Below are 20,460 nucleotides of genomic sequence, written 5' to 3'. Positions count from 1 at the left end.
GGTAACCGACGCAGGACCTGGGTACTAGAAGCATCATCGGAGAGTGAACATGCAGGCACGTGTCGCCGTCGTCACAGGCGCCGCTAGGGGAATCGGACGCGAGATCGCGCTGGCGCTCGGCCGGCAAGGCCGCCACGTCGCGGTGGTCGATCTGCGCGACCACGAAGCCAAAGAAACGGCAGCGACGATCGCCGCAGCCGGCGGCACCGCCGTGCCTGTCGCCGTGGATGTCACCGACCCGGCGTCGGTGAAGGAGGGCCTGACCGAGGTTCGCCGGCAGCTGGGACCGATCTCCATCCTGGTCAACAACGCCGGGTGGGACGAGCTCAAACCTTTTCTGGATACCGACGAGGAGTTCTGGCAACGCGTGATCGAGATCAACTACAAGGGCGTGCTTCGGACCACCCACGACGTGCTACCAACCATGATCGAGGCCCGGTGGGGCCGGATCGTCAACATCGGCTCGGACGCCGGCCGCGTCGGTTCATCGCTGGAGTCGGTGTACTCGGGAGCCAAGGGCGCGGTGATCGCATTCACGAAGACGATCGCTCGTGAGGTCGCCCGCGCGGGGGTGACCGCCAACACGGTGTGCCCGGGGCCGACCGACACCCCTCTGCTGGGCGAGATCGTCGAAGGCCAAGCCGATGCCGACAAGGTGATTGGTGCGATGACCCGGGCGGTGCCGATGAAGCGGTTGGGCCGGCCGGAGGAGGTCGCCGCCGCGGTAGCCTTCCTCGCGTCCGAGGACGCCGGATTCATCACCGGACAGACGCTGTCGGTCAGCGGTGGCCTCACCATGGCCTAGCGTTGGCCTAGCGTTGACCGACAGCTGCAGGGCACGGAAACACTACAGCCCTCCGGTGCCGCTCCTTACCTCCAGGTTCTTGACGATAGCGGGATCGGCGCTGATCTTCCCGAGGTGGCGCGCGCCACCGGGAGAGCCGATTTCGGCGAAGAAGTCAGCATTGATCTGCAGATAGTGCCTTACGTCGTCTGGGAGATCGGTTTCGTAGTGGATGGCCTCCACCGGGCAGACCGGTTCGCACGCTCCGCAATCGATGCATTCGGCCGGGTGGATGTACATCATCCGTTCGCCTTCGTAGATACAGTCGACCGGGCATTCCTTGATGCATGTCTTGTCGAGAACGTCGACACATGCCTCGGTAATCACATAAGTCACGGATTCACCTTTCTCTACTATTTGTGTAACCCCGTTGCGACGTCATGCTGGACGTGGCGGATGACCGTCGGCTGGCACCTGGCAGAACGGGGGTTGTCGGCTTCACGCGGCCGAGGGGGCCGAAGATGGTCTGGGCTATCCGGGCACGGTGTTCGCGCCCGGTCCCGTACGCCTGTTCCAGTGCCTTCCCGCGTTTGAGCCACAGGTGCAGGTCATGCTCCCAAGTGAAGCCGATCCCGCCGTGGCACTGCAAAGCGCTGTCGTTGGCGCTCTTTTCCGCTTCCGACGCGCAACTCTTGGCGACCGCCGCGGCCGTCGGCGCTTCCGCTGACCCGCTGGCGACCAAGTGCGCGGCGACCCACGTCGCCGGCCGGGCGAATTCGACCGCGAGATAGGCGTTGGAGAGTTGATGCTTGACGGCCTGGAACGATCCGACCGGTCTGCCGAACTGCTCGCGCTGCCGCGCGTAGTCGACCGTGGCTTCCACGAGGTGCGCCCCGATGCCTACGAGTGTGGCGGCGGCGGCCACGGAGGCGCGCACCGCTAACCAGTCCGCGCGGCCGGTGCTGCCGGGCAACACGGTATCGGCGCTGGCTTGGGCGTGAACAGTCGCCAGGCGGCGGGCGCGGTCGTAGGCTTCGTGGGCCTCGATGTCGCAGTCGCTCACAGGTACGGCGTGCAAAGAGTCCTTGATCGCCACCACGACAAGGTCGAATGAACGGTCGACGACAGCGAACGGCGCCCCAGGGGGCTGGATGGTGGCGACGAGTTCGCCTGCGGCGATGGCGGGCAACCACCGCTCTTTTTGGCGGTCGCTGCCCATGTCTGCGATCGTCAGCGCCGCCACCGCCGTCTCCAGCAGCGGGTCGGGGAGTGCGACCCGGCCGGCTTCCTCGAGCAGCAAAGCGAGCTCCAGATCCGACTGTCCTAGCCCGCCAAAACATTCCGGCACCACGACACCGAGGAACCCCACCTCGGCCAGCCGGGCCCACGCGGACCGGTCTACCGCCCGGTCGGCATCCCAGGCGGTACGGACCCGCGAGGGCGGGCACTCGGTGCGCAAGAATTCGCGTGCCGCCGCCGCCAGTTCTTTGTGGTCGGGTGTGAGGTCGATGTTCACCGAGCCTCCCGTGGAAGTCCGAGTAAACGCTCGCCGATGATGTTGCGTTGTATCTCGTTGGTTCCGGCGAAGATTCGCGACGCTCGAGCGTGCCAGTACCGGCGATGAAACCCGGCCCCATCGGGGCAGGACGGGGCGTCCGCGAGTTCAGCGAAGGGACCCAGGATCTGCAGGGCCGTTTCCTGGATTCTGCTGTCGAGCTCCGACCAATACAACTTGACCAGGCTGGACCTAAAACCGACGCCGTTGCCCGCGGCGAGCTGGCTGGCGATGTGCTGCATGTACCGGCGGAAAAGCTCAGCCTCGGCGAATCGCGAGGCGATCTCGTCGCGCCATGCCGGATCGTCGGCGACGCCCGCACGTTCGGCAAGTTCGACCAGCTCCCGTACGTCGTTGGACAGCCGTACGTGGTTGCCCAAGCCGGTGCCGCGCTCGTAGCCCAGCGTCGCCATGGCCACCCGCCACCCGTCACCGACTTCTCCGATGACGTTTGTGGCGGGAACGCGTACGTCGGTGAAAAACACCTCGGCGAAACCCGGCTCGCCGTGCAACTGGCGGATCGGTCGCAGCTCGATGCCAGCACTGTCCATCGGCAACACGATGTATGTCAGGCCCCGATGCCGAGTCTGGCCGGGGTCCGTGCGGACCAGGGCGAACATCCAATCGGCGAACGCGGACAATGATGTCCAGATTTTCTGGCCATTCAGGACAAAATCGTCCCCGTCAAGCACCGCCCGAGTCCGCACAGCGGACAGGTCACTGCCCGCACCTGGTTCGGAGAATCCCTGGCACCACAACTCGTCGCAGCTGAGCATCCCCGGCAGCCAGCGCCGCTTCTGCTCGGTCGTGCCGAACTCGATGATGGTGGGGCCCGCTAGTCCGAGGGCGAGCCGGTTCAACCGCTGCGGAGCGCCGGCCCGGTGGTACTCCTCGTCGAACAGCATCTGGCGCATGAAGTCAGCGCCACCGCCGCCGTACTCCTGCGGCCAGTGCAGCGCCGCGTAGCCAGCGGTATAGAGCGCCTTCTCCCATTCCCGGTGTGCGGCGACCCCCTCGGCCGTATAGGCCGGCGGTAAGGGGTCAGTCGGCACGTTGGCCGTCAGCCAGTCGCGTACCTCGTCACGGAAGGCCAGCTCTGAGTCGGAGTACGCCAACTCCATCGTCAACGTCTCCCTGAATTCTCGCCGCCGTCACCAGTTGAGCCCGTCATCGTCACCGCCAGGGTGAGAAGTCGGGCTTGCGCTTGTTCATGAAGGCGTCGGCACCTTCGGTCTGCTCGCCCGACGCGAAGAAGCCGGGGTTGACCTGGTTGAGGATGCCGAACCGGTCCTGCGCTTCCCGCATGGCCGCGACGGAGTCGTCAAAGGACTTCTTGACCAGCTTCAGCACCGTCGGGCTCAGCGCCAGCAACTCGTCGCACCAACGCGCGACCTCGGCATCCAGGTCCTCCTGCGGCACACAGGCGTTGATGAGCCCCCAGTCCAGCGCCTGCTTGGCCGAGTAACGCCTGCACAACATCCAGATTTCCTTGGCCCGCTTCATCCCGACCACCGTCCACAGGTAGCTCACCAGCCATCCCTCGGCTGGACTGGCGACGCGCGGACCGTTTTGTCCGAGCACCGAGCGATCGGACGCGATGGTGAAATCACAGGCGTAGGCCATGTGGTGGCCGCCGCCGATCGCATAGCCATCCACCCGGGCGATCACCGGCTTGAGGCACTCACGAAATGCGCGGTAGAGCTGCTTGACCAACTCGTCAAAGGACTCATCGCCGGCGTTGAAAGTGCTCTCGTCCTCCACGCTGACATCACCGCCCGCGCAGAATGCCCGCTCGCCGGCACCGGTCAGCACGATCACCCCGACGTCGCCGTCCTCACCGGCACGTCGCACCGCCCTGGTCAACTCCCTGAGCGTGTGCGGGGTGAACGAGTTCAATTTCTCCGGGCGGTTGATCGTTATCCGGGCGACGGCATCCTTGACTTCGTAGAGGATGTCGGAGAACTGCACCATTGAACTGCTCATCGAAACAACTGCTCCTTCCCAACATTTCCGGGCCGCGGAATGGGCCTCGGTTATCGATATTCAGTGGACTTGGATATCCAACGTGCAGAAAGCGGCCGACCCGTCACGCCGGAACGTTCTGGGCTGGTCGCCGGCCGGCAGTAGACGCGAACGTCGCCTAGCCATAGCCGAAGTCGGGCGACCGCTTACCGATGAAGGCATCGAAACCCTCGCGCGCCTCCTCACCGGCGAACAGCTCGACAACCCCGGCGGACTCGGCCCGAAACCCTTCGGAACGGCCCCCGTCCAGTCGTGCGAGCACACACGACTTGATGTGGCGCATGGCCTGGCGCGCTCCTGACGCAAGCTGTCCGGCGAATTCGACGGCTTCGTCGACAACATGGTCGCCCTCCACAACCCTGTTGACCAGGCCGAGCGTGTGCGCTTCGGCGGCGCTTAATGGCCGGCCGGTGTACAACAATTCCAGGGCGCGGCCCTTGCCGATCGTCTCGCACAGCCGCTGCGTTCCTCCGGCACCGGGAAGCAGGCCCAATCGAACTTCGGGAACGCCCAGCCGCACGCGTTCGCCAGCGAACCGCAGGTCACACGCGAGGGCGAGCTCGAGGCCACCTCCCATGGCGTTACCGTTGATCGCAGCGATCACCGGCAACGGCAGCGCTTCCAGATCGTTGAGGGCCCGTTGGATCGTGTTGACAAAGTACGCAAATCCGGCCAGATCGATGTCGCGCATCACTTTGATGTCGGCGCCGGCGACGAACTGTTCTCCGTGTCCGGTGACCACGATGGCACCGACCTCGGGCAATGACGCCGCCTGCGAAGCCGCCCGGCTGATCTCTTGCACCACCTGCAGATCCAGCGCGTTAGCCGGCGCGCGATCCACCGTCAACAGTGCGACCCCGCTTTGCACCTCGACGCGGACGAATTTCGTGTCGCCTGCGGCGATAGCCATCGAACCTCCAGTAGCGCTTACGCTTGCACCCTTGCAACCCGGACCTTATCGTAGTACTGATTATAAGGCAATGTGCCAGTCTTGCGCCGCCTACCGAGCCGGGAAGCGAAGGACTGCACGCGTGCCAGCTGCTCCTACACCAGGGGGCGTGCAGTCGCCGGGTTGTTCGTCATGACCAAAACAAGGGAGTTCCGAATGCTCACGTTCCGCGGAAAGCCGACACCGGAGCAGTCGGCGTTTGTCGACGCCGTCGATGGCTTCTGCCAGCGCGAATGCCCATCGCACAAGCTCCGCGAGCTGACCAAGGGCGGCACCGTCGCCCACAACGACGAGCTTTACGGCAAACTTGCCAGCACCGGCTGGCTCGGGCTGACGATCCCCGAGGAGTACGGAGGAGTCGGGGGAACACTGTCAGAGGTCGCCCTGCTGACCGAGCGCCTGGCCTACCATCGCGTCCCGGTCGGCGGATACCTGACCACAGTGATCACACTGCAGGCGCTGCTCAAGTACGGGTCCGAAGAACAGAAACGTGCTGTGTTGCCCGGCGTCGCTGCCGGTGACATCCTGTCCATCGCGATCACCGAGCCCGATACCGGTTCTGACGCAGCTGCGGTCAAGACCCGGGCGCGCAAGGTGGGCTCGCGGTGGCAGCTCAGCGGCGAAAAAACCTTCACGAGCAACGCCAACCATGCCCGCTGGGTTCTGGTGGTCACCCGCACCAACACCGACGTGCCTAAGCATCAAGGGCTGAGCCTGTTCCTCTTGCCGATGGACCGGCGCGGCGTCAGCTTCGAACGGCTCGACATGCTCGGACATATCGACACCAACATCACTCGCTATGAGGACGTCGATGCGGGCGATGACGAGATCGTCGGAGGAATCGACCAAGGCTGGCGCGTGCTGGTACGCGGCCTCAACAGCGAGCGCCTCATCATTGCGGCCGAGGCCCTCGGCATTGGGCAGCGCGCGTTCGATGAGACGCTCCGGTACGTGAAGGAGCGGCGCCAGTTCGGCCAACCTATTGGTCGCTTCCAAGCACTCCAACACGGCCTTGCCGAGAGCGCGGCCAAGCTGCTGTCAACCCGGCTGCTGGTGGAGCACACCGCGGCGTTACTCGCAGCCGGAGAAGCAGCGCCGGGTGAGGCTTCCATCACGAAGCTGCAGGCGACGGAGACCGCGAAGGAAGTAGCACTGCAAGGTATGCAGTTCATGGGCGGCATGGGGTACAGCATGGAAAGCGAGATGCAGTCCTATGTCAGAGACACCCTTGTCATGACCATTTTCGGCGGCACGTCGCAGATTCAGAAAAACATCATCGCCGCCCAACTCGGGCTTGCCGACTGATCGGCAACCGCCGCGGCGCACAGACTTTGCCGCCCTTTGCCGAGCGGCAGGGTCACATCCAAGAAAGACACCCAATAGTGATGAAGGGAACAATCATGTCAGTCGAAATCGACCTGACCGGGCGCTGCGCGATCGTCACCGGCGCGGGTAGCGGAATCGGGCGCGAGGTAGCAACTCTTCTCGCACGTTCAGGAGCGAGAGTCGCTGCGGCGGATGTCAACGAGGCTGCCGCCAAGGAAACGGCCGCCATCATCGAACAGGCGGGCGGCACAGCGACCGCCGTCACGGTGGATGTGCGCGACCCACAGCGCGCGCGTGACGCGGTGAGCGCCACGGTAGAGCAATTGGGTGGGCTCGACATCCTCGTCAACAACGCTGCGGCGTGGAGTGTGGATCTGTTCAAGAACCTCACCTATGAGCAGTACCAACTCGACGTGGGCGTCACGCTGATCGGCACGATGGTGATGACCAAGGCGGCCTACGACCACATGCGTGAGCAGAAATCGGGAACGGTGGTGAATCTGATCTCAGACGCCGGCCGAATCGGCGAACCCTTCCTTGTTTCCTACAGTGCCGCGAAAGGAGGGGTAGTCGGCTTTACGAAGGCCTTCGCCAAAGAAGCCGGCCGTTACGGCATCCGATGCAACGCAGTGTCGCCGGGCACCACCAAGACCCCGGGCGCCAGCGCGCTGATCGAAAAGTGGGGCGGTGAGGAGAACTTGGTCAAGGCCTATCCGCTTGGCCGGCTCGGCGAACCTATCGACCAGGCGAACGCGATCCTGTTCTTCTGCTCTGACCTCAGCTCTTGGATCACAGGTCAGATCCTCAGCGTCAGCGGTGGCTACAGCATGGTGGACTGAGTGCCGCGCGATTGCGGATCTTGCGTGCGTGAGCTTGCCGTCATGTCAGCGTGGGGGCGAGCGCGCGCGGTTGTTCATGCAGGCGGTTGCTAGTCACGTTTCACCGAGTTTGGCGGCTCAACCGCCCGCCAGGTAGCGACGCAGGGGCCACGTTCGAAAATCGTGAGCACGCCCGCTTTGGAGGCTTTGATATCGATGACGCCGTCTGCGGTTGTTGCTGGGGTTCGTACGCCGGTCGGCAAGCTGACGGGTTCCCTGAAGGACTTTTTCGGGCAGCGATCTCGGCGCGATCGCCAGGCGCCGCACCTCTTGATGGACAACCGCCCTGGCTATAGGTACGGCGATGCCATAGTGCTCGACGACATAGCCTACGACGGCCCGTTTCACCGATCAGACGATGGGCGCTTTGACCGAGCGCGCAACGAGGTCGATCAGTTCGTTCACCCGCGCGGAGCAGGACGATCTCGCTGCGCAGTCACACCAAAGGCTGCTGCGGCATGAAAAAGACGGTGTCTACGCCGAGGAGGTGGTGCCGGTCAAGATCCCGCAGCCCGGAGGGGACCCGCTGGACTCCACCCAGGACGAAGGGAGCCGCGCCAACACCACCGGCGAATCGCTGGGCTGGATTGAAGCCCGCCTTCCGCAAAGACGGCACGATCACCGCCGGTTCCGCGTCGCAGATCTCCGACGGCGCTGCGGTGGTGGTGGTGAACAAGGCCAAGGCGCGGGTTGGGTCTGACGCGGCTGGCCGAGATCGGCGCTCACGGCATGGTCGCGGGCCCGGATTCCGTGCCTCGCTCGCAGCCGGCCAACGCGGTCAAGAAAGCCATTGGCCTCAAGGGACTTTCGGTCCACCAGCTCGACTTTATCGAGACCTATGAGGCGTTCGCGGCGGTCTCCCCGGCTTCTATGGAGGGACTCGGCGTCGATCCGCGGAGAGTGAATGTCAGTAGCGGAGCCATCGCGATCGGCCATCGATTGGCAGTCGCGCGGATCACTCTTCACGCCGCCCTTGAGCTGGCCCGACTTGGTTCCGGCTGCACGGTGGCCGCCCTACGCGGTGCGGGCGACCGGGGCGATGGACTCGTCCTGCGCGCCGACTAGCCACTGACAACACCCGACGGGACCTCGGCGGCTGCACCAAAGAGTGCCCGACGGCCTGCCGCGAAGACCCGCACATCGACACCAACACACAGTAAGGAGATCGAAATGCCCACCGATTACTCTGAATTCCCCAGTTTGAGGCTCGGCCAAGCCCAGGAAGGTGTCCTTGAGATGGTTCTTGATGCGCCTGGCCTGAATTCGGTCGGCCTCGGTATGCATCGTGACCTCGCCGACATCTGGCCCGTCATCGAACGGGATCCCGACGTGCGTGTTGTGGTGGTTCGCGGTGAAGGGCCAGCCTTTTCCTCCGGTGGCAACTTTGACTTGCTCGACGCGATGATTTCGGACTACGACAGCCGGCTGCGCATCATGCGTGAGGCACGTGACTTGGTCCTCAATATGGTCAACCTCGACAAGCCGGTGGTTTCTGCAATTCGGGGGCCCGCGGTGGGCGCTGGGTTGGTCGTCGCCTTGCTCGCCGATATCTCGGTCGCGAGCCGCACGGCGAAGATCATTGATGGGCACACGCGCCTTGGTGTCGCGGCTGGCGATCACGCCGCCATTTGTTGGCCATTGTTGGTTGGCATGGCCAAGGCGAAATATTATTTGCTTACCTGTGAACCGCTTTCCGGTGCGGAGGCCGAGCGAATCGGTTTGGTGTCGATGTGTGTCGACGACGATGAAGTCTTGGCAACGGCACATCGCATTGCCGCTCGGCTGTCCGACGGCGCGCAGGCTGCTATCCGCGGGACCAAGCGCAGCCTCAACCATTGGTATCGAATGTTTGGACCCACTTTCGAGGCCTCGCTCGGCATGGAGTTTCTCGGATTCGGCGGCCCCGACGTCCAAGAGGGGTTGGCAGCGCACCGCGAAAAGCGTCCGCCACGGTTTGGCCTTCTGTCAACGGATGATTGACGATGACACACGTCTGGAGGGCTGGACCGCGATTGTGACCGGCGGCGGGGCGCTCTGAATTGTTGAGGTATCGGTTCGCGATCAACGTCGCTTGAGGGCAAGAAATCTTGCTCGCGCGGGGTCAACCGCTGTCGCTTGCTTCAACGGCATTTGCGGAGTTCGCCACAACAAAGAAGTTAGAACCAACAGTGCATGGGTGTGACGAAGTCACGAAGGAGGTGAAGAAAGAGATGTTGATGCCGCGACTCCACAGTGAATCCGCCCGGACATCGTCATGTCCTGGCGCCGTCGTCACTGAATGGCGTCGAACCCAGCGTGTCACCGCAGATTGACTTGACCGCGGTGTCGGCAGGTGCGGTTCGATGACTGATTGATCCAGTCGATTGCGAACATGTCTGTCAGATGGCACTGTTTCCGCTTGCGGGGCTGGCGAAGGGCCCGACCTGCGGATTGGCATGCGGCGCTACCGCTAGTCGGTCTGGTAGAGCGCAGCGAACTGCTCGCGGAGCCGGTATTTGAGTATCTTGCCTCCGACGGTCTCGGGTAGCTTGTCGGCGAACACAACGCGCTTAGGGGTCTCGAAGCCGGCGAGCCTCTGACGGCAGAAGGCGAAAATATCGGATTCAGTGGGCGCGCGCCCGGCTAGGGGTGTGACGACTGCTGTGACGGCTTCGCCCCAGTATGGGTGCGGCAGTCCGATGACTGCCGCTCGCGCTACGTCGGGGTGGGTGTGCAGCACAGCCTCTACGCGCATGCTCGAGATGTTCTCTCCACCGGACTTGACGATGTCTTTGTAGCGATCGACCATGATTCGCAGCCCGTCGCGGTCAATCGAGGCACTGTCGCCGGAGTGAAACCAACCGCCACGGAAGGCTTCGCGTGTGGCGGCTGGGTTGCGGTAGTAGCCGGCGGTCATGATCGGCGATCGGTAGACCGCCTCACCGGGCTGGCCGCGCACAGGCTGGCCAGATTCGTCGACGACGTCGGAAGCAAGCAGCGGGCTGGGCACACCGACGTAGTTCGTCTGCGGTGCGGTTGCGCCGTGCACCTCGGGCCACTTCGCGGGCCAGAACCGATGACATGCGATCGCCTCGGTCTGACCGAAGATGCCCATCGTCACCAGTTCTGGGCCGCAGAGCTGCATCAACCGGTCGAGCAGCTTCGGGGCAAGTGCCCCCCACCCGTACACGAGCACGCGCAGGCTGGTTGGGTCGAACTCTGGGTGCGCCTCGAACTCGTCGGCGAGGGACGCAACGAATTGCGGTGAGCCGGCCCACAGCGCGGTGATCCGCCGGGCGTCGACAGCCTTTGCCACCACGTCGGGTACAGGTTTTCGGCCGATCAGCAGGCTGCCTCCGCTGAGAAACGCCGAGAACATGAAGATCTGGTCGCCGACGTGGTAGGTGATCGGCAGGAACGTGGCCAGGCGCAGGTCGGATTCCACGGTGAGACCGCGAGTCAGCGAAAGTGCGAAGTTCATCGCCGCGAGGTAGGTGCAGTGGTGGGACACCATTGCACCTTTGGGCATCGATGTGGTGCCCGAGGTGAACAGGAGCTCCCAGATGTCGTCGCCGTGGATCTCCACATCCGGCTCGGTGTCGGGTTTGTCGTCGATCAGCTCGGTGAAACTCGGCGTGCCAACCACGGGGGTGTCGCCGATGGTGATCGTCACACCAGGGCGCAGGCCGGCCGCGCTGAATCCGGGTTCGGCGCGTGGCCACAACTCGGCGTCCACCACCGCGAAGGCTGGTTCGGTTAGTTCGATGAGATGTTTAACCACATCGGGAGCCAGGTTGGGGTTGACGGGGACGGCCACCATTCCGGCCTTCGCGATGCCGATCTTGGCAAGGCAGGCTTCGACGGAGTTCTCGCAGAACAGCAGCACACGCGCGCCGGGTTGAAGTCCGACACATGCGAGCGCGTGCGCGAATCGGTTTGCGCTTTGGTCTGCCTGACGATAGGTCAGCTGGGCAAACCGCTGGTCCCCATAGGCGCCGGGCCATCCGGCGACCGCGATCTGGTCGGGGTAGCTCCAGGTGAGCCGTTCGAGCACGTCACCTACCGACGTCCGCTCCCATCGGCGCGTTGCTCGCCTGCCTCGCAGGGTGGTCACATCCGGGTCCATCGCAGCTCCTTGTGTCACGCTTATCCCAGCCGATCAACGCTCTAGTGATTCCTTGTTCACAATGTTTCGCGCCGGCGCCACGCCGAGACAGCCGTGCGCGGCGGTCCTGAGCAGCTCGGCGAGCCGAAGCGGCGGTAGTCCGCTGCGGAAGAACAGGGTCGATTGGATGGCGCCGATGGCGGCGTGCACCGCGACCCGCAACTCGGCGTCGGCGAGGTCGGGACGCAGGTGGCCGAGCACGTGCACCCACTCCTCCACGTAATGTCGTTGGGCCCGGCGCAGCATTCGCTGCTGTTCCGGCGCAACGTTGTGCCCCTCGCGGTGATAGACGGCGAGCACCGCACGGTCCTCGATCGCGATCTGGATATGGTCGTCCACCAGCGCTGACAGGGCTTCGTGATCGCTGCCCGTTGTCGAAATGATCGCCGTGGCACCCTCACTGAGCCGTCGCATCACCTTGTCGAGAAGTGCCACCAGGATCGCGTCCTTGCTGGGGAAGTGGCGATAGATCCCCGAGCCCACGATGCCCGCCCGGGCTCCAATGTCGACGAGACCCACGCTGTGGTACCCACGCTCGGCGACCAGTTCGGCGGAAGCGGCCAGAATCCGCTCCTTTCGTTCCGGGTCACGCTGCCGCGCGCGCGTCGCACCGTTATCCATCTGGCATTCCTCGCCGTGCGTGTCGTACAGTCTGCGGTGTGAACAGTGAATCACATGTCGTGTGCCGTGGGGGAGCGTTATGCCGGTGCTGACGTCCCAGCTGGATACGGCGAGTGAGGCATACCGTGCCAACCGGGAGGCGCAGCTGGGGTTGCTCGCGCAGCTCGATGAGCAGGTCGCGCTTGCGGTGGCCGGTGGTGGTGAGCGGTATCGGCGGCGGCATCGTGAGCGGGGGCGGCTTCTGGTCCGGGAACGTATCGAGTTGCTGCTGGACCCGGCGAGCCCTTTTTTGGAGCTCTCGACGTTGGCCGCGTGGGGGACCGAGTTCACCGTGGGGGCCAGTGTGGTGACGGGCATCGGTGTGGTGTCGGGGGTGGAGTGCGTGGTGATTGCGCACGACCCGACGGTGCGGGGTGGGGCGATGAATCCGTATTCGTTGCGAAAGACGTTGCGCGCGTTGGAGATCGCGCGGGTGAACCGGCTGCCGGTGATCAACTTGGTGGAGTCCGGCGGGGCGGATTTGCCCCAGCAGGCCGAATTGTTCGTGCCGGCGGGCCGGATCTTTCACGAGCTGACGGAGTTGTCGACGCTGGCGATTCCGACGGTGGCCTTGGTGTTCGGGAATTCGACGGCGGGCGGGGCGTATGTGCCGGGGATGTGTGACTACGCGGTGCTGGTGGATGGGCAGGCCAAGGTTTTCCTGGGTGGTCCGCCGTTGGTGAAAATGGCTACCGGTGAAGTGGCCGACGATGAGGCGCTGGGTGGTGCCGGGATGCACAGCCGCGTTTCGGGGCTGTCGGACTATTTCGCCGCCGACGAATACGACGCGATACGGATTGGCCGCCAGATAATGTCGCGGATCAACTGGCGCAAACTAGGCCCGGCGCCTGTCGGGTGCGCGGAGCCGCCAGCGTATAACCCGGAGGAGATTCTCGGGATCGTCTCTGCCGATGTGAAGGTGCCGTTCGACCCCCGTGAGGTGCTGGCGCGGGTGGTGGATGGCTCGGAGTTCGACGAGTACAAGCCGCTGTACGGGACATCGCTGGTCACCGGGTGGGCGCAGGTGCATGGCTATCCGGTGGGGATTTTGGCCAACCATCGAGGGGTGTTGTTCTCCGAGGAGGCCAAGAAGGCCAGCGAGTTCATCCTGCTGGCCAACCAGACCGATACCCCGCTGGTGTTTCTGCAGAACACCACGGGCTACATGGTCGGTGCGAGCTACGAGCAGGGCGGCATCATCAAGGACGGCGCCAAGATGATCAACGCGGTGACCAACAGCACGGTGCCGCATGTGACGATCACCATGGCCAGTTCGTTCGGTGCCGGCAACTACGGCATGTCGGGGCGGGCATACGATCCGCGGCTGCTGTTTGCGTGGCCGGGGGCGAAGCTGGCGGTGATGGGCGCGGCGCAGTTGGCCGGGGTGATGTCGATCGTGGGTCGGGAGTCGGCGGCGTCGATGGGGCGGCCGTTCGACGAGGAGGCCGACCGCGAGCGCACAGCGGCGATCGAGGCCCAAATCGACACGGAGTCGCACAGTTTCTTTGTCACTGCCCGGCTGTATGACGACGGGATCATCGACCCGCGCGACACCCGCACTGTGCTGGGCATGTCGCTGTCGGCGGTGCACTCCAACACCGTGGCCGGGCGCCGCGGCTTCGGCGTTTTCCGGATGTGAGGCTGATGATCCAGAAGCTGTTGGTGGCCAATCGTGGCGAGATCGCCGCCCGGGTGATGCGTACCGCGCACGCGATGGGTGTCGGGACGGTCGCCGTGTACTCCGACCCCGACGCCGACGCGCCGTTTGTCGGGCTGGCCGATGAGGCCGTCCGGCTGGCGGGCGCCGTGCCGTCAGATACCTATCTCAACGTCGAGGCGATCATCGATGCGGGCCGGTCGACGGGGGCCGATGCGGTGCACCCGGGCTACGGGTTCCTGTCGGAGAATGCCGGGTTCGCGGCGGCCTGCGCGCAAGCCGGACTGGTGTTCGTAGGGCCACCGCCGGCGGTCATCGCCGCGATGGGCTCAAAGGTCGAGGCGAAAGCGTTGATGGTGAAGGCTGGCGTGCCGGTGCTGCCGGGCGCAACCCTAGACGAGGACGCCGATCTGGCCGCCGAGGGGCAGCGGGTGGGCTATCCGCTGCTGGTGAAGGCGGCGTTCGGCGGTGGCGGGCGCGGCATGCGGATCGTGGAATCCGCCGAAGAGCTCGCCGACGCGGTGGCGGCTGCCCGCCGGGAAGCGGCCTCGGCCTTCGGCGATGCGACGGTGTTCCTGGAGCGCTATGTCGTCAATCCGCGGCACGTCGAAGTGCAGATTCTCGCCGACACACACGGGGCGGTGGTGCATCTGTTCGAGCGGGAGTGCTCGATTCAGCGGCGCCATCAGAAGATCGTGGAGGAGTGCCCCTCACCGGCCGTCGACGACACCCTGCGCGCCGAACTCGGTGCGGCCGCGGTGGCCGCGGCCAAGGCGATCGGCTATGTCGGTGCCGGCACCGTGGAGTTCGTGTTGTGGCCGGACGGGTTCGCGTTCCTGGAGGTCAACACCCGGTTACAGGTGGAGCACCCGGTCACCGAGCTGGTCACCGGCCTGGACCTGGTGGAGTTGCAGCTGCGGATCGCCGAGGGCGAGCCGCTGCCCCCGGAGGCCCTTGATGCGCGCATCTGCGGGCATGCGATCGAGGCGCGACTGTACGCCGAGGACGTGGGCGCTGGTTTCCTGCCCGCCACCGGGGTACTGCACCGCTTCGCCGTACCGGAGGACCCGGGCGTGCGGGTGGACACAGGGGTGGTCGACGGCTCGGTGGTCAGTGCGTTTTACGACCCGATGTTGGCGAAGGTGATCGCGCACGGGCCCACGCGTGCCGAGGCGGCGCGGCGGCTGGCCAGGTGGTTGGCGCGCGCTCAGCTGCACGGCGTGACCACCAACCGCGACCTGCTGGTCGGCATCCTGCGCGAGCAGGAGTTCCTGGCGGGCGGCACCGACACCGGATACCTCACCCGCCACGACCCGTCGATGCTCGCTGCCCCCGCGCAGGGGGCGCTGGCGGTGCACGCGGCCGCGGCGGCGCTGGCCGCGCAGGCGCAGGCCAGGGCGACGGCGCCGGTGCTGCAGACTCTTCCCGCGGGGTGGCGCAACATCGCAGGTGTGTCCCATCGAGTCGGCTACCAGTGCGGGCAGCGCGTCATCGAGGTCACCCATCGCAGGGTAGGTGACCGGGTGCTGATCGAGGTGGACGGCCAGCCGCTGTCGGCGGTGCGGGTGCTGGCGGCCGTACCCGATCGGGTTGTGTTGGAGGTCGAGGGGGTGCGCCGTTCGATCAGCGTGCACCAGGTTGGGGCGATGTCATACATGGACAGCGCTCTCGGATCAACTGAGCTGGTCGAAGTGCCGCGGTTCCCCGATCCGTCGTCGGCGCGGCAGGCCGGCTCGCTGCTGGCCCCGATGCCCGGCACCGTGGTGCGGGTGCTCGCCTCGCCCGGCACCGACGTCGCCGCCGGGCAGGCACTGATCGTGTTGGAGGCGATGAAGATGGAACACACCGTCACCGCCCCGACCGGCGGGACCGTCGTCGACGTGTGCGTAGCGCCCGGTGATCAGGTCGACACCGGGCAGACGCTGGCCATCGTCGAGGACAGCGCCGAAGACGGGGACGGGGGACAGCAGTGAGTGATCCGGTGACCTACCAGGTTGTCGATGGGGTGGCCTGGTTGACCATCGACCGGCCCGACGCGCGCAACGCGCTGAGCGCCGCGGTGCGTCAGGGTCTGTGGGACGGCGTGCGCCGGTTCAACGACGATGACGACGCACGGGTGCTGGTGTTGACCGGGGCGGGAGAGAAGGCGTTCTGCGCGGGCGGGGACCTCAAGGAGATGGCAGCCACCGCGCTGACCGTGCCGCCGCCGGATTTCGCCCCGCAGTTCGGCCGCAACATCGACGTGGTCAAGCCGACCATCGCCGCGGTCAACGGGGTCGCGTTCGCCGGCGGGTTCCTGCTGGCCCAGCAGTGTGACCTGGTGCTGGCCGCCGAGCACGCGACGTTCGCGATCACCGAGGTCAAGGTGGGCCGCGGCGCCCCGTGGGCGGCGCCGCTGTCATGGCTGGTGGCGCCCAGGATCGCGCTGCAGATCCTGCTCACCGGCGATCCGATCAGCGCGCACCGGGCGCAGCAGGTTGGCCTGGTCAACGAGGTGGTGCCGGCCGCCCAGCTGCATGAGCGCACCCAGGAGTTGGCGCAGCGGATCGCCGCCAACGCGCCCCTGTCGGTGCTGGCCGCCAAGCGCACGGCCTACCTGTCGGCGCAGCACCGGATCGATGAGGCCTACACGCTGGCCGAGCAGATCTGGGAGCCGGTGTATCACTCCGAAGACGCTCAAGAAGGCCCGCGAGCGTTCCGGGAGAAACGCGCACCGGTATGGAAAGGACGCTGAGGGATGCCGATATCGATGCAGGCGCTAGCCGATGATCTGGCCGCCGAGACCGCCGACCTGCGCGACCTGCTGTCGACGCTGCCCGACGCCGAGTGGCGCCGGCCCACCCCGGCGCCGCGTTGGTGCATCGGCGACCAGGTGTCACACTTAGCGTTCTTCGACGACGCAGCGGTGCAGACGGCCACCGACCCGGACGGCTTCCTGGCCGAATTGGCCCGCCTGAACGCCGAAGGTGGGGTCAACCCGGATTCGATTGCCGCGCGGTATCACGATATGCCAGGCGAGGCGCTGTTGGCCTGGCTGGACGAGGCGCGAATCCGCCTTCTGTCCGTCTACACCTCGCTCGACCCGTCCGCCAGGGTGCCGTGGTTCGGCCCACCGATGAGCGCCGCCTCGTCGCTGACTGCCCGGTTGATGGAGACTTGGGCGCACGGCCATGACATCGCCGACGCGCTCGGCGTCGACCGCGAACCCACCGACCGGTTGCGCCACATCGCACACCTCGGGGTGCGGGCTCGGGCGTTCAGCTACACCGCCAACGGCCTGCAGCCATCCGAGGTGCCGGTGCGCGTCGAGCTCACCTCACCCGGCGGTGCGACGTGGAGCTGGGGGCCGCACGACGCCGCCGATCGGGTGAGCGGTCCTGCGCTTGACTTCTGCCAGGTGGTCACCCAGCGGCGGCACCGCGACGACACCGAGTTGGCGATCACGGGGTGCGCGGCGGGGGAGTGGTTGGCTATCGCCCAGGCTTTCGCCGGATCCCCGGGCGCGGGACGGGCCAAAGGGCAGTTCCGATGACGGCAGCAGGCCGTGCCCGGTCGGTGCGGATCGCCAACTGTTCGGGGTTCTACGGCGACCGCATCGGTGCCGCCCGTGAAATGGTCGACGGCGGGCCCATCGACGTGTTGACCGGGGATTATCTGGCCGAGCTGACCATGCTCATCCTGGCCAAAGCCCAGCGCAAGGACCCAGGCGCGGGTTATGCCAAGACCTTCCTCACCCAGATCGAGCAGGTGCTCGGTACCTGTCTGGATCGCGGCATCAAGATCGTGGCCAACGCCGGCGGGTTGAACCCGGCAGGCCTGGCCGACGCGGTGAGCGAGGTCGCGGCCCGGCTCGGGCTCGAAGCGCGGGTGGCCCACGTGCAGGGCGACGACCTGCGCGGCAGACTTACGGCCATCACCCCGGCGGTGCGCGGCGAACCGGTGTCTGCCAACGCCTACCTCGGCGGGTGGGGGATCGCGGCCGCCCTGGGCGCGGGAGCCGACGTGGTGGTGACGGGCCGGGTCAGCGACGCGTCGCTGGTGGTCGGGCCGGCGGCCTGGTGGCACGGCTGGCGAGTCGACGACTGGGATGCGCTGGCCGGCGCGGTCGTGGCCGGGCACGTCATCGAGTGCGGGCCGCAGGCCACCGGCGGCAACTACGCGTGCGCCGAGGAACTGCCAGACACCCGCTACCCGGGGTTCCCGATCGCCGAAGTCTGCGCGGACGGGTCGTCGGTGATCACCAAACACCCGGGCACCGGCGGGCTGGTGTCGGTGGGCACGGTCACCGCTCAGCTGCTCTACGAGATCGGCCCGCCGGCTTACCTAGGCCCCGATGTCACCGCGCACTTCAACACCCTCACGCTCACCCAGGCCGACCGGGACCGGGTCGCCATCTGCGGCACCCGCGGCAGCCCCCCACCGGCGACCCTCAAAGTGGCGCTCAACGACGCCGGGGGCTACCGCAACACCATGACGATGGTGCTCACCGGCCTGGACATCGAGGACAAGGCCGCCCGCGCGCAGACGATGCTGTTCGACGTGCTGGGCGGACGCGAGCGCTTCGCCGAGGTAGACGTGCGGCTGCTGCGCTACGACACCCCGGACGCGCCCACCAACGAGCAGGCCACCGCACACCTGCGGATCACCGTCAAAGACCCCGACCCGGCGAAGGTCGGCCGGCGCTTCTCCAACGCCGTCATGGAACTGGCCCTGGCCGGCTACCCCGGATTCCACACCACCACCCCGCCCACACCGGAATCCGCCTATGGGATCTACCGACCCGCGGCGGTGCCCCGCGCGGTGGTGCAGCATGTCGCGGTGCTGCCCGACGGGCAGCGCCGCGTGGTGCCCGACCCACCGGCCGCGGCCACCACCGCCCCGGTGGTGGAGGGGGTTGCCGCCGCGCACACCGGCCTTCCGGTCGGGCAGACCCGCCCCGCGCCGCTAGGGCGGGTCTGCGGCGCCCGCTCCGGGGACAAGGGCGGCGACGCCAACATCGGGCTGTGGGTGCGCGACGACGCCAGCTATGTTTGGCTGCGCGAATACCTCTCCATCGAGCGGCTGCGCGCGCTACTGGGCCCCGAGGCCACCGACCTGCAGATCGACCGGTTCGACCTGCCCAACCTTCGCGCGATCAACATCGTCGTACACGGTCTGCTCGGCGACGGAGTGGCCTCCTGCACCCGACCCGACCCGCAGGCCAAAGGGCTGGGGGAATACCTGCGCAGCCGCGTCGTCGACATTCCCGAGGCGCTGCTCCACAGGTAACCCGACTACAGACCGTCCGACCGACCCGAGGCCCACGCTCCGTCCGCGCGCGTGTTGATCAGTCGACGAGCTCGACGATGGTCGCGTTGGCCATGCCGCCGCCTTCACACATGGTCTGCAGGCCGAACCGAATGCCGTGGTCACGCATGTGGTGCACCAACCGGGTCATCAAAATCGCCCCCGAGGCGCCCAAGGGATGCCCGACCGCGATCGCGCCGCCCAGCGGATTCATCCTCGCCGGATCGGCACCGGTCTCCGCCAGCCAGGCCAGCGGCACCGACGCGAACGCCTCATTCACCTCAAACGCCCCGATATCGCCGATGGACAGACCGGCGCGGCGAAGCACCTTCGCCGTCGCCGGGATCGGCCCCGTCAGCATCGAGACCGGATCACTACCGGCTATCGCGCCGGCGTGATAGCGGACGATGGGGGACAGGCCGAGTTCCTCGGCCCGCTCGGGCGAGCTGACCAGCACCGCGGCGGCCCCGTCGGCGATCTGGGAGGCGTTGCCGGCGTGGATCACCCCGTTCTCGAGGAACGACGGCTTCAGCGTCGCCAGTTTCTCGACGGTGCTGCCGCGGCGCAGGCCCTCGTCGGCGACCAGGCCGGGAGCTTCCGGCACCGCGACGAGCTGACGGTCGAAGGCGCCGGCGTCGATAGCCGCCGCCGCCCTGGCGTGGCTCGCGCAGGCGAACTCGTCGAGCCTTTGTCGAGAAAAGCCCCACTTCGCCGCGATCATCTCGGCGCCACGGCCTTGATGAAAAGTCGATCCCTCGAGGGCCGTCTCGTAGCGGTGTAGCAGCCGTGGCCCGTAGGGCAGCCCGACGTCGCGGCCGGCGCCCAACGGAACCCGGCTCATGCACTCCACGCCCCCGGCGACGACGAGATCGTACTGCCCCGACATCACCATCGCGGCCGCGAAATCGAGGGCCTGCTGGCTTGAGCCGCAGGCCCGGTTCACCGTGGTGCCGGGCACACTGTCGGGCCAACCGGCGGCCAGCGCTGCCGAACGGCCCACGTTAGCCGACTGGTCGCCCACCTGGTTCACGCAGCCCCAGATGACGTCGTCGATCAGGGCAGGGTCCACACCGGTCCGCTCGACCAGCGCCTCCAGTACCCGTGCGGACAGGTCCACTGGATGCACACCTGCCAGTGCGCCGCCTCGCTTGCCGATCGGCGTTCGAACCGCTTCGACGATCACGGCCTCAGACATGTCA

Annotated in this window: 19 protein-coding genes; 11 read left to right on the top strand and 8 right to left on the bottom strand. The window is 66.3% G+C overall.

Going from position 1 to position 20,460, the window contains the following annotated elements:
- Positions 1–49: 49 nt before the first annotated feature.
- Positions 50–805, top strand: coding sequence for a 3-oxoacyl-ACP reductase FabG (gene fabG / locus AAHS21_RS15095; RefSeq protein WP_342928425.1), 756 nt, complete (start codon positions 50–52; stop codon positions 803–805).
- Between the two features lie 42 nt (positions 806–847).
- On the opposite strand, the gene fdxA is transcribed toward fabG, so the two are convergent.
- The 5 genes from fdxA to AAHS21_RS15070 form a co-directional block, all read right to left on the bottom strand.
- Positions 848–1,180, bottom strand: a complete 333-nt coding sequence (gene fdxA / locus AAHS21_RS15090) for a ferredoxin (protein WP_342928424.1) — start codon at positions 1,178–1,180, stop codon at positions 848–850.
- 4 nt (positions 1,181–1,184) lie between these two features.
- On the bottom strand, positions 1,185–2,300 hold the full coding sequence (locus AAHS21_RS15085; protein WP_342928423.1) for an acyl-CoA dehydrogenase family protein: 1,116 nt from the start codon (positions 2,298–2,300) through the stop codon (positions 1,185–1,187).
- Positions 2,297–3,460 carry an acyl-CoA dehydrogenase family protein gene (locus tag AAHS21_RS15080; protein WP_342928422.1) on the bottom strand — a complete coding sequence of 388 codons (1,164 nt, stop codon included), beginning with the start codon at positions 3,458–3,460 and terminating at the stop codon, positions 2,297–2,299. Before AAHS21_RS15080 ends, AAHS21_RS15085 begins: the two co-directional genes overlap by 4 nt.
- Before the next feature lie 52 nt (positions 3,461–3,512).
- A complete protein-coding gene (locus AAHS21_RS15075; RefSeq protein WP_342928421.1) occupies positions 3,513–4,322 on the bottom strand; it encodes an enoyl-CoA hydratase-related protein in 810 nt (269 codons plus the stop codon).
- 157 nt (positions 4,323–4,479) lie between these two features.
- Positions 4,480–5,271, bottom strand: coding sequence for an enoyl-CoA hydratase-related protein (locus tag AAHS21_RS15070; RefSeq protein WP_342928420.1), 792 nt, complete (start codon positions 5,269–5,271; stop codon positions 4,480–4,482).
- Between the two features lie 195 nt (positions 5,272–5,466).
- On the opposite strand from AAHS21_RS15070, the gene AAHS21_RS15065 reads away from it, so the two are divergent.
- From AAHS21_RS15065 to AAHS21_RS15045, 5 genes are all read left to right on the top strand, one after another.
- Positions 5,467–6,615 (top strand): acyl-CoA dehydrogenase family protein, encoded by a 1,149-nt coding sequence (locus AAHS21_RS15065; RefSeq protein ID WP_342928419.1) that lies wholly within the window; start codon positions 5,467–5,469, stop codon positions 6,613–6,615.
- A gap of 26 nt (positions 6,616–6,641) precedes the next feature.
- Positions 6,642–7,475, top strand: coding sequence for an SDR family oxidoreductase (locus AAHS21_RS15060; RefSeq protein ID WP_342928418.1), 834 nt, complete (start codon positions 6,642–6,644; stop codon positions 7,473–7,475).
- 406 nt (positions 7,476–7,881) lie between these two features.
- Positions 7,882–8,214, top strand: a complete 333-nt coding sequence (locus AAHS21_RS15055) for a hypothetical protein (protein ID WP_342928417.1) — start codon at positions 7,882–7,884, stop codon at positions 8,212–8,214.
- Positions 8,205–8,579 carry a hypothetical protein gene (locus AAHS21_RS15050; RefSeq protein ID WP_342928416.1) on the top strand — a complete coding sequence of 125 codons (375 nt, stop codon included), beginning with the start codon at positions 8,205–8,207 and terminating at the stop codon, positions 8,577–8,579. Before AAHS21_RS15055 ends, AAHS21_RS15050 begins: the two co-directional genes overlap by 10 nt.
- A 105-nt stretch (positions 8,580–8,684) precedes the next feature.
- Positions 8,685–9,494 carry an enoyl-CoA hydratase/isomerase family protein gene (locus tag AAHS21_RS15045; RefSeq protein WP_342928415.1) on the top strand — a complete coding sequence of 270 codons (810 nt, stop codon included), beginning with the start codon at positions 8,685–8,687 and terminating at the stop codon, positions 9,492–9,494.
- Between the two features lie 469 nt (positions 9,495–9,963).
- Here AAHS21_RS15045 and AAHS21_RS15040 read toward each other — a convergent pair whose 3' ends face one another.
- Both AAHS21_RS15040 and AAHS21_RS15035 read right to left on the bottom strand, forming a co-directional pair.
- Positions 9,964–11,619, bottom strand: a complete 1,656-nt coding sequence (locus tag AAHS21_RS15040; protein ID WP_342928414.1) for an AMP-binding protein — start codon at positions 11,617–11,619, stop codon at positions 9,964–9,966.
- Between the two features lie 33 nt (positions 11,620–11,652).
- Complete coding sequence (locus tag AAHS21_RS15035) at positions 11,653–12,279, bottom strand: TetR/AcrR family transcriptional regulator (RefSeq protein WP_342928413.1); 627 nt, start codon at positions 12,277–12,279, stop codon at positions 11,653–11,655.
- A gap of 79 nt (positions 12,280–12,358) precedes the next feature.
- Here AAHS21_RS15035 and AAHS21_RS15030 point away from each other — a divergent pair, with 79 nt between their 5' ends.
- Genes AAHS21_RS15030 through AAHS21_RS15010 form a run of 5 tightly spaced genes read left to right on the top strand, consistent with a single transcriptional unit; the run spans position 12,359 to position 19,243 of the window.
- A complete protein-coding gene (locus AAHS21_RS15030) occupies positions 12,359–13,957 on the top strand; it encodes a carboxyl transferase domain-containing protein (protein ID WP_342928412.1) in 1,599 nt (532 codons plus the stop codon).
- Between the two features lie 5 nt (positions 13,958–13,962).
- Entirely contained in the window at positions 13,963–15,948 is a 1,986-nt protein-coding gene (locus tag AAHS21_RS15025; protein WP_342928411.1) for a biotin carboxylase N-terminal domain-containing protein, read from the top strand.
- Positions 15,945–16,709 (top strand): enoyl-CoA hydratase-related protein, encoded by a 765-nt coding sequence (locus AAHS21_RS15020; RefSeq protein ID WP_342928410.1) that lies wholly within the window; start codon positions 15,945–15,947, stop codon positions 16,707–16,709. Before AAHS21_RS15025 ends, AAHS21_RS15020 begins: the two co-directional genes overlap by 4 nt.
- A 3-nt stretch (positions 16,710–16,712) precedes the next feature.
- Entirely contained in the window at positions 16,713–17,507 is a 795-nt protein-coding gene (locus tag AAHS21_RS15015) for a TIGR03084 family metal-binding protein (RefSeq protein WP_342928409.1), read from the top strand.
- A complete protein-coding gene (locus AAHS21_RS15010; protein ID WP_342928408.1) occupies positions 17,504–19,243 on the top strand; it encodes an acyclic terpene utilization AtuA family protein in 1,740 nt (579 codons plus the stop codon). Before AAHS21_RS15015 ends, AAHS21_RS15010 begins: the two co-directional genes overlap by 4 nt.
- Before the next feature lie 58 nt (positions 19,244–19,301).
- Here the strand turns inward: AAHS21_RS15010 and AAHS21_RS15005 are convergent, their stop codons facing one another.
- On the bottom strand, positions 19,302–20,456 hold the full coding sequence (locus tag AAHS21_RS15005) for a thiolase family protein (RefSeq protein ID WP_342928407.1): 1,155 nt from the start codon (positions 20,454–20,456) through the stop codon (positions 19,302–19,304).
- Between the last annotated feature and the right edge of the window lie 4 nt (positions 20,457–20,460).

The organism is Mycobacterium sp. 050272 (genome assembly GCF_039023525.1).
Lineage (GTDB): Bacteria > Actinomycetota > Actinomycetes > Mycobacteriales > Mycobacteriaceae > Mycobacterium.
Note: the sequence above shows the minus strand (reverse complement) of the source record. Positions and strands in the feature narration are given on the sequence as shown.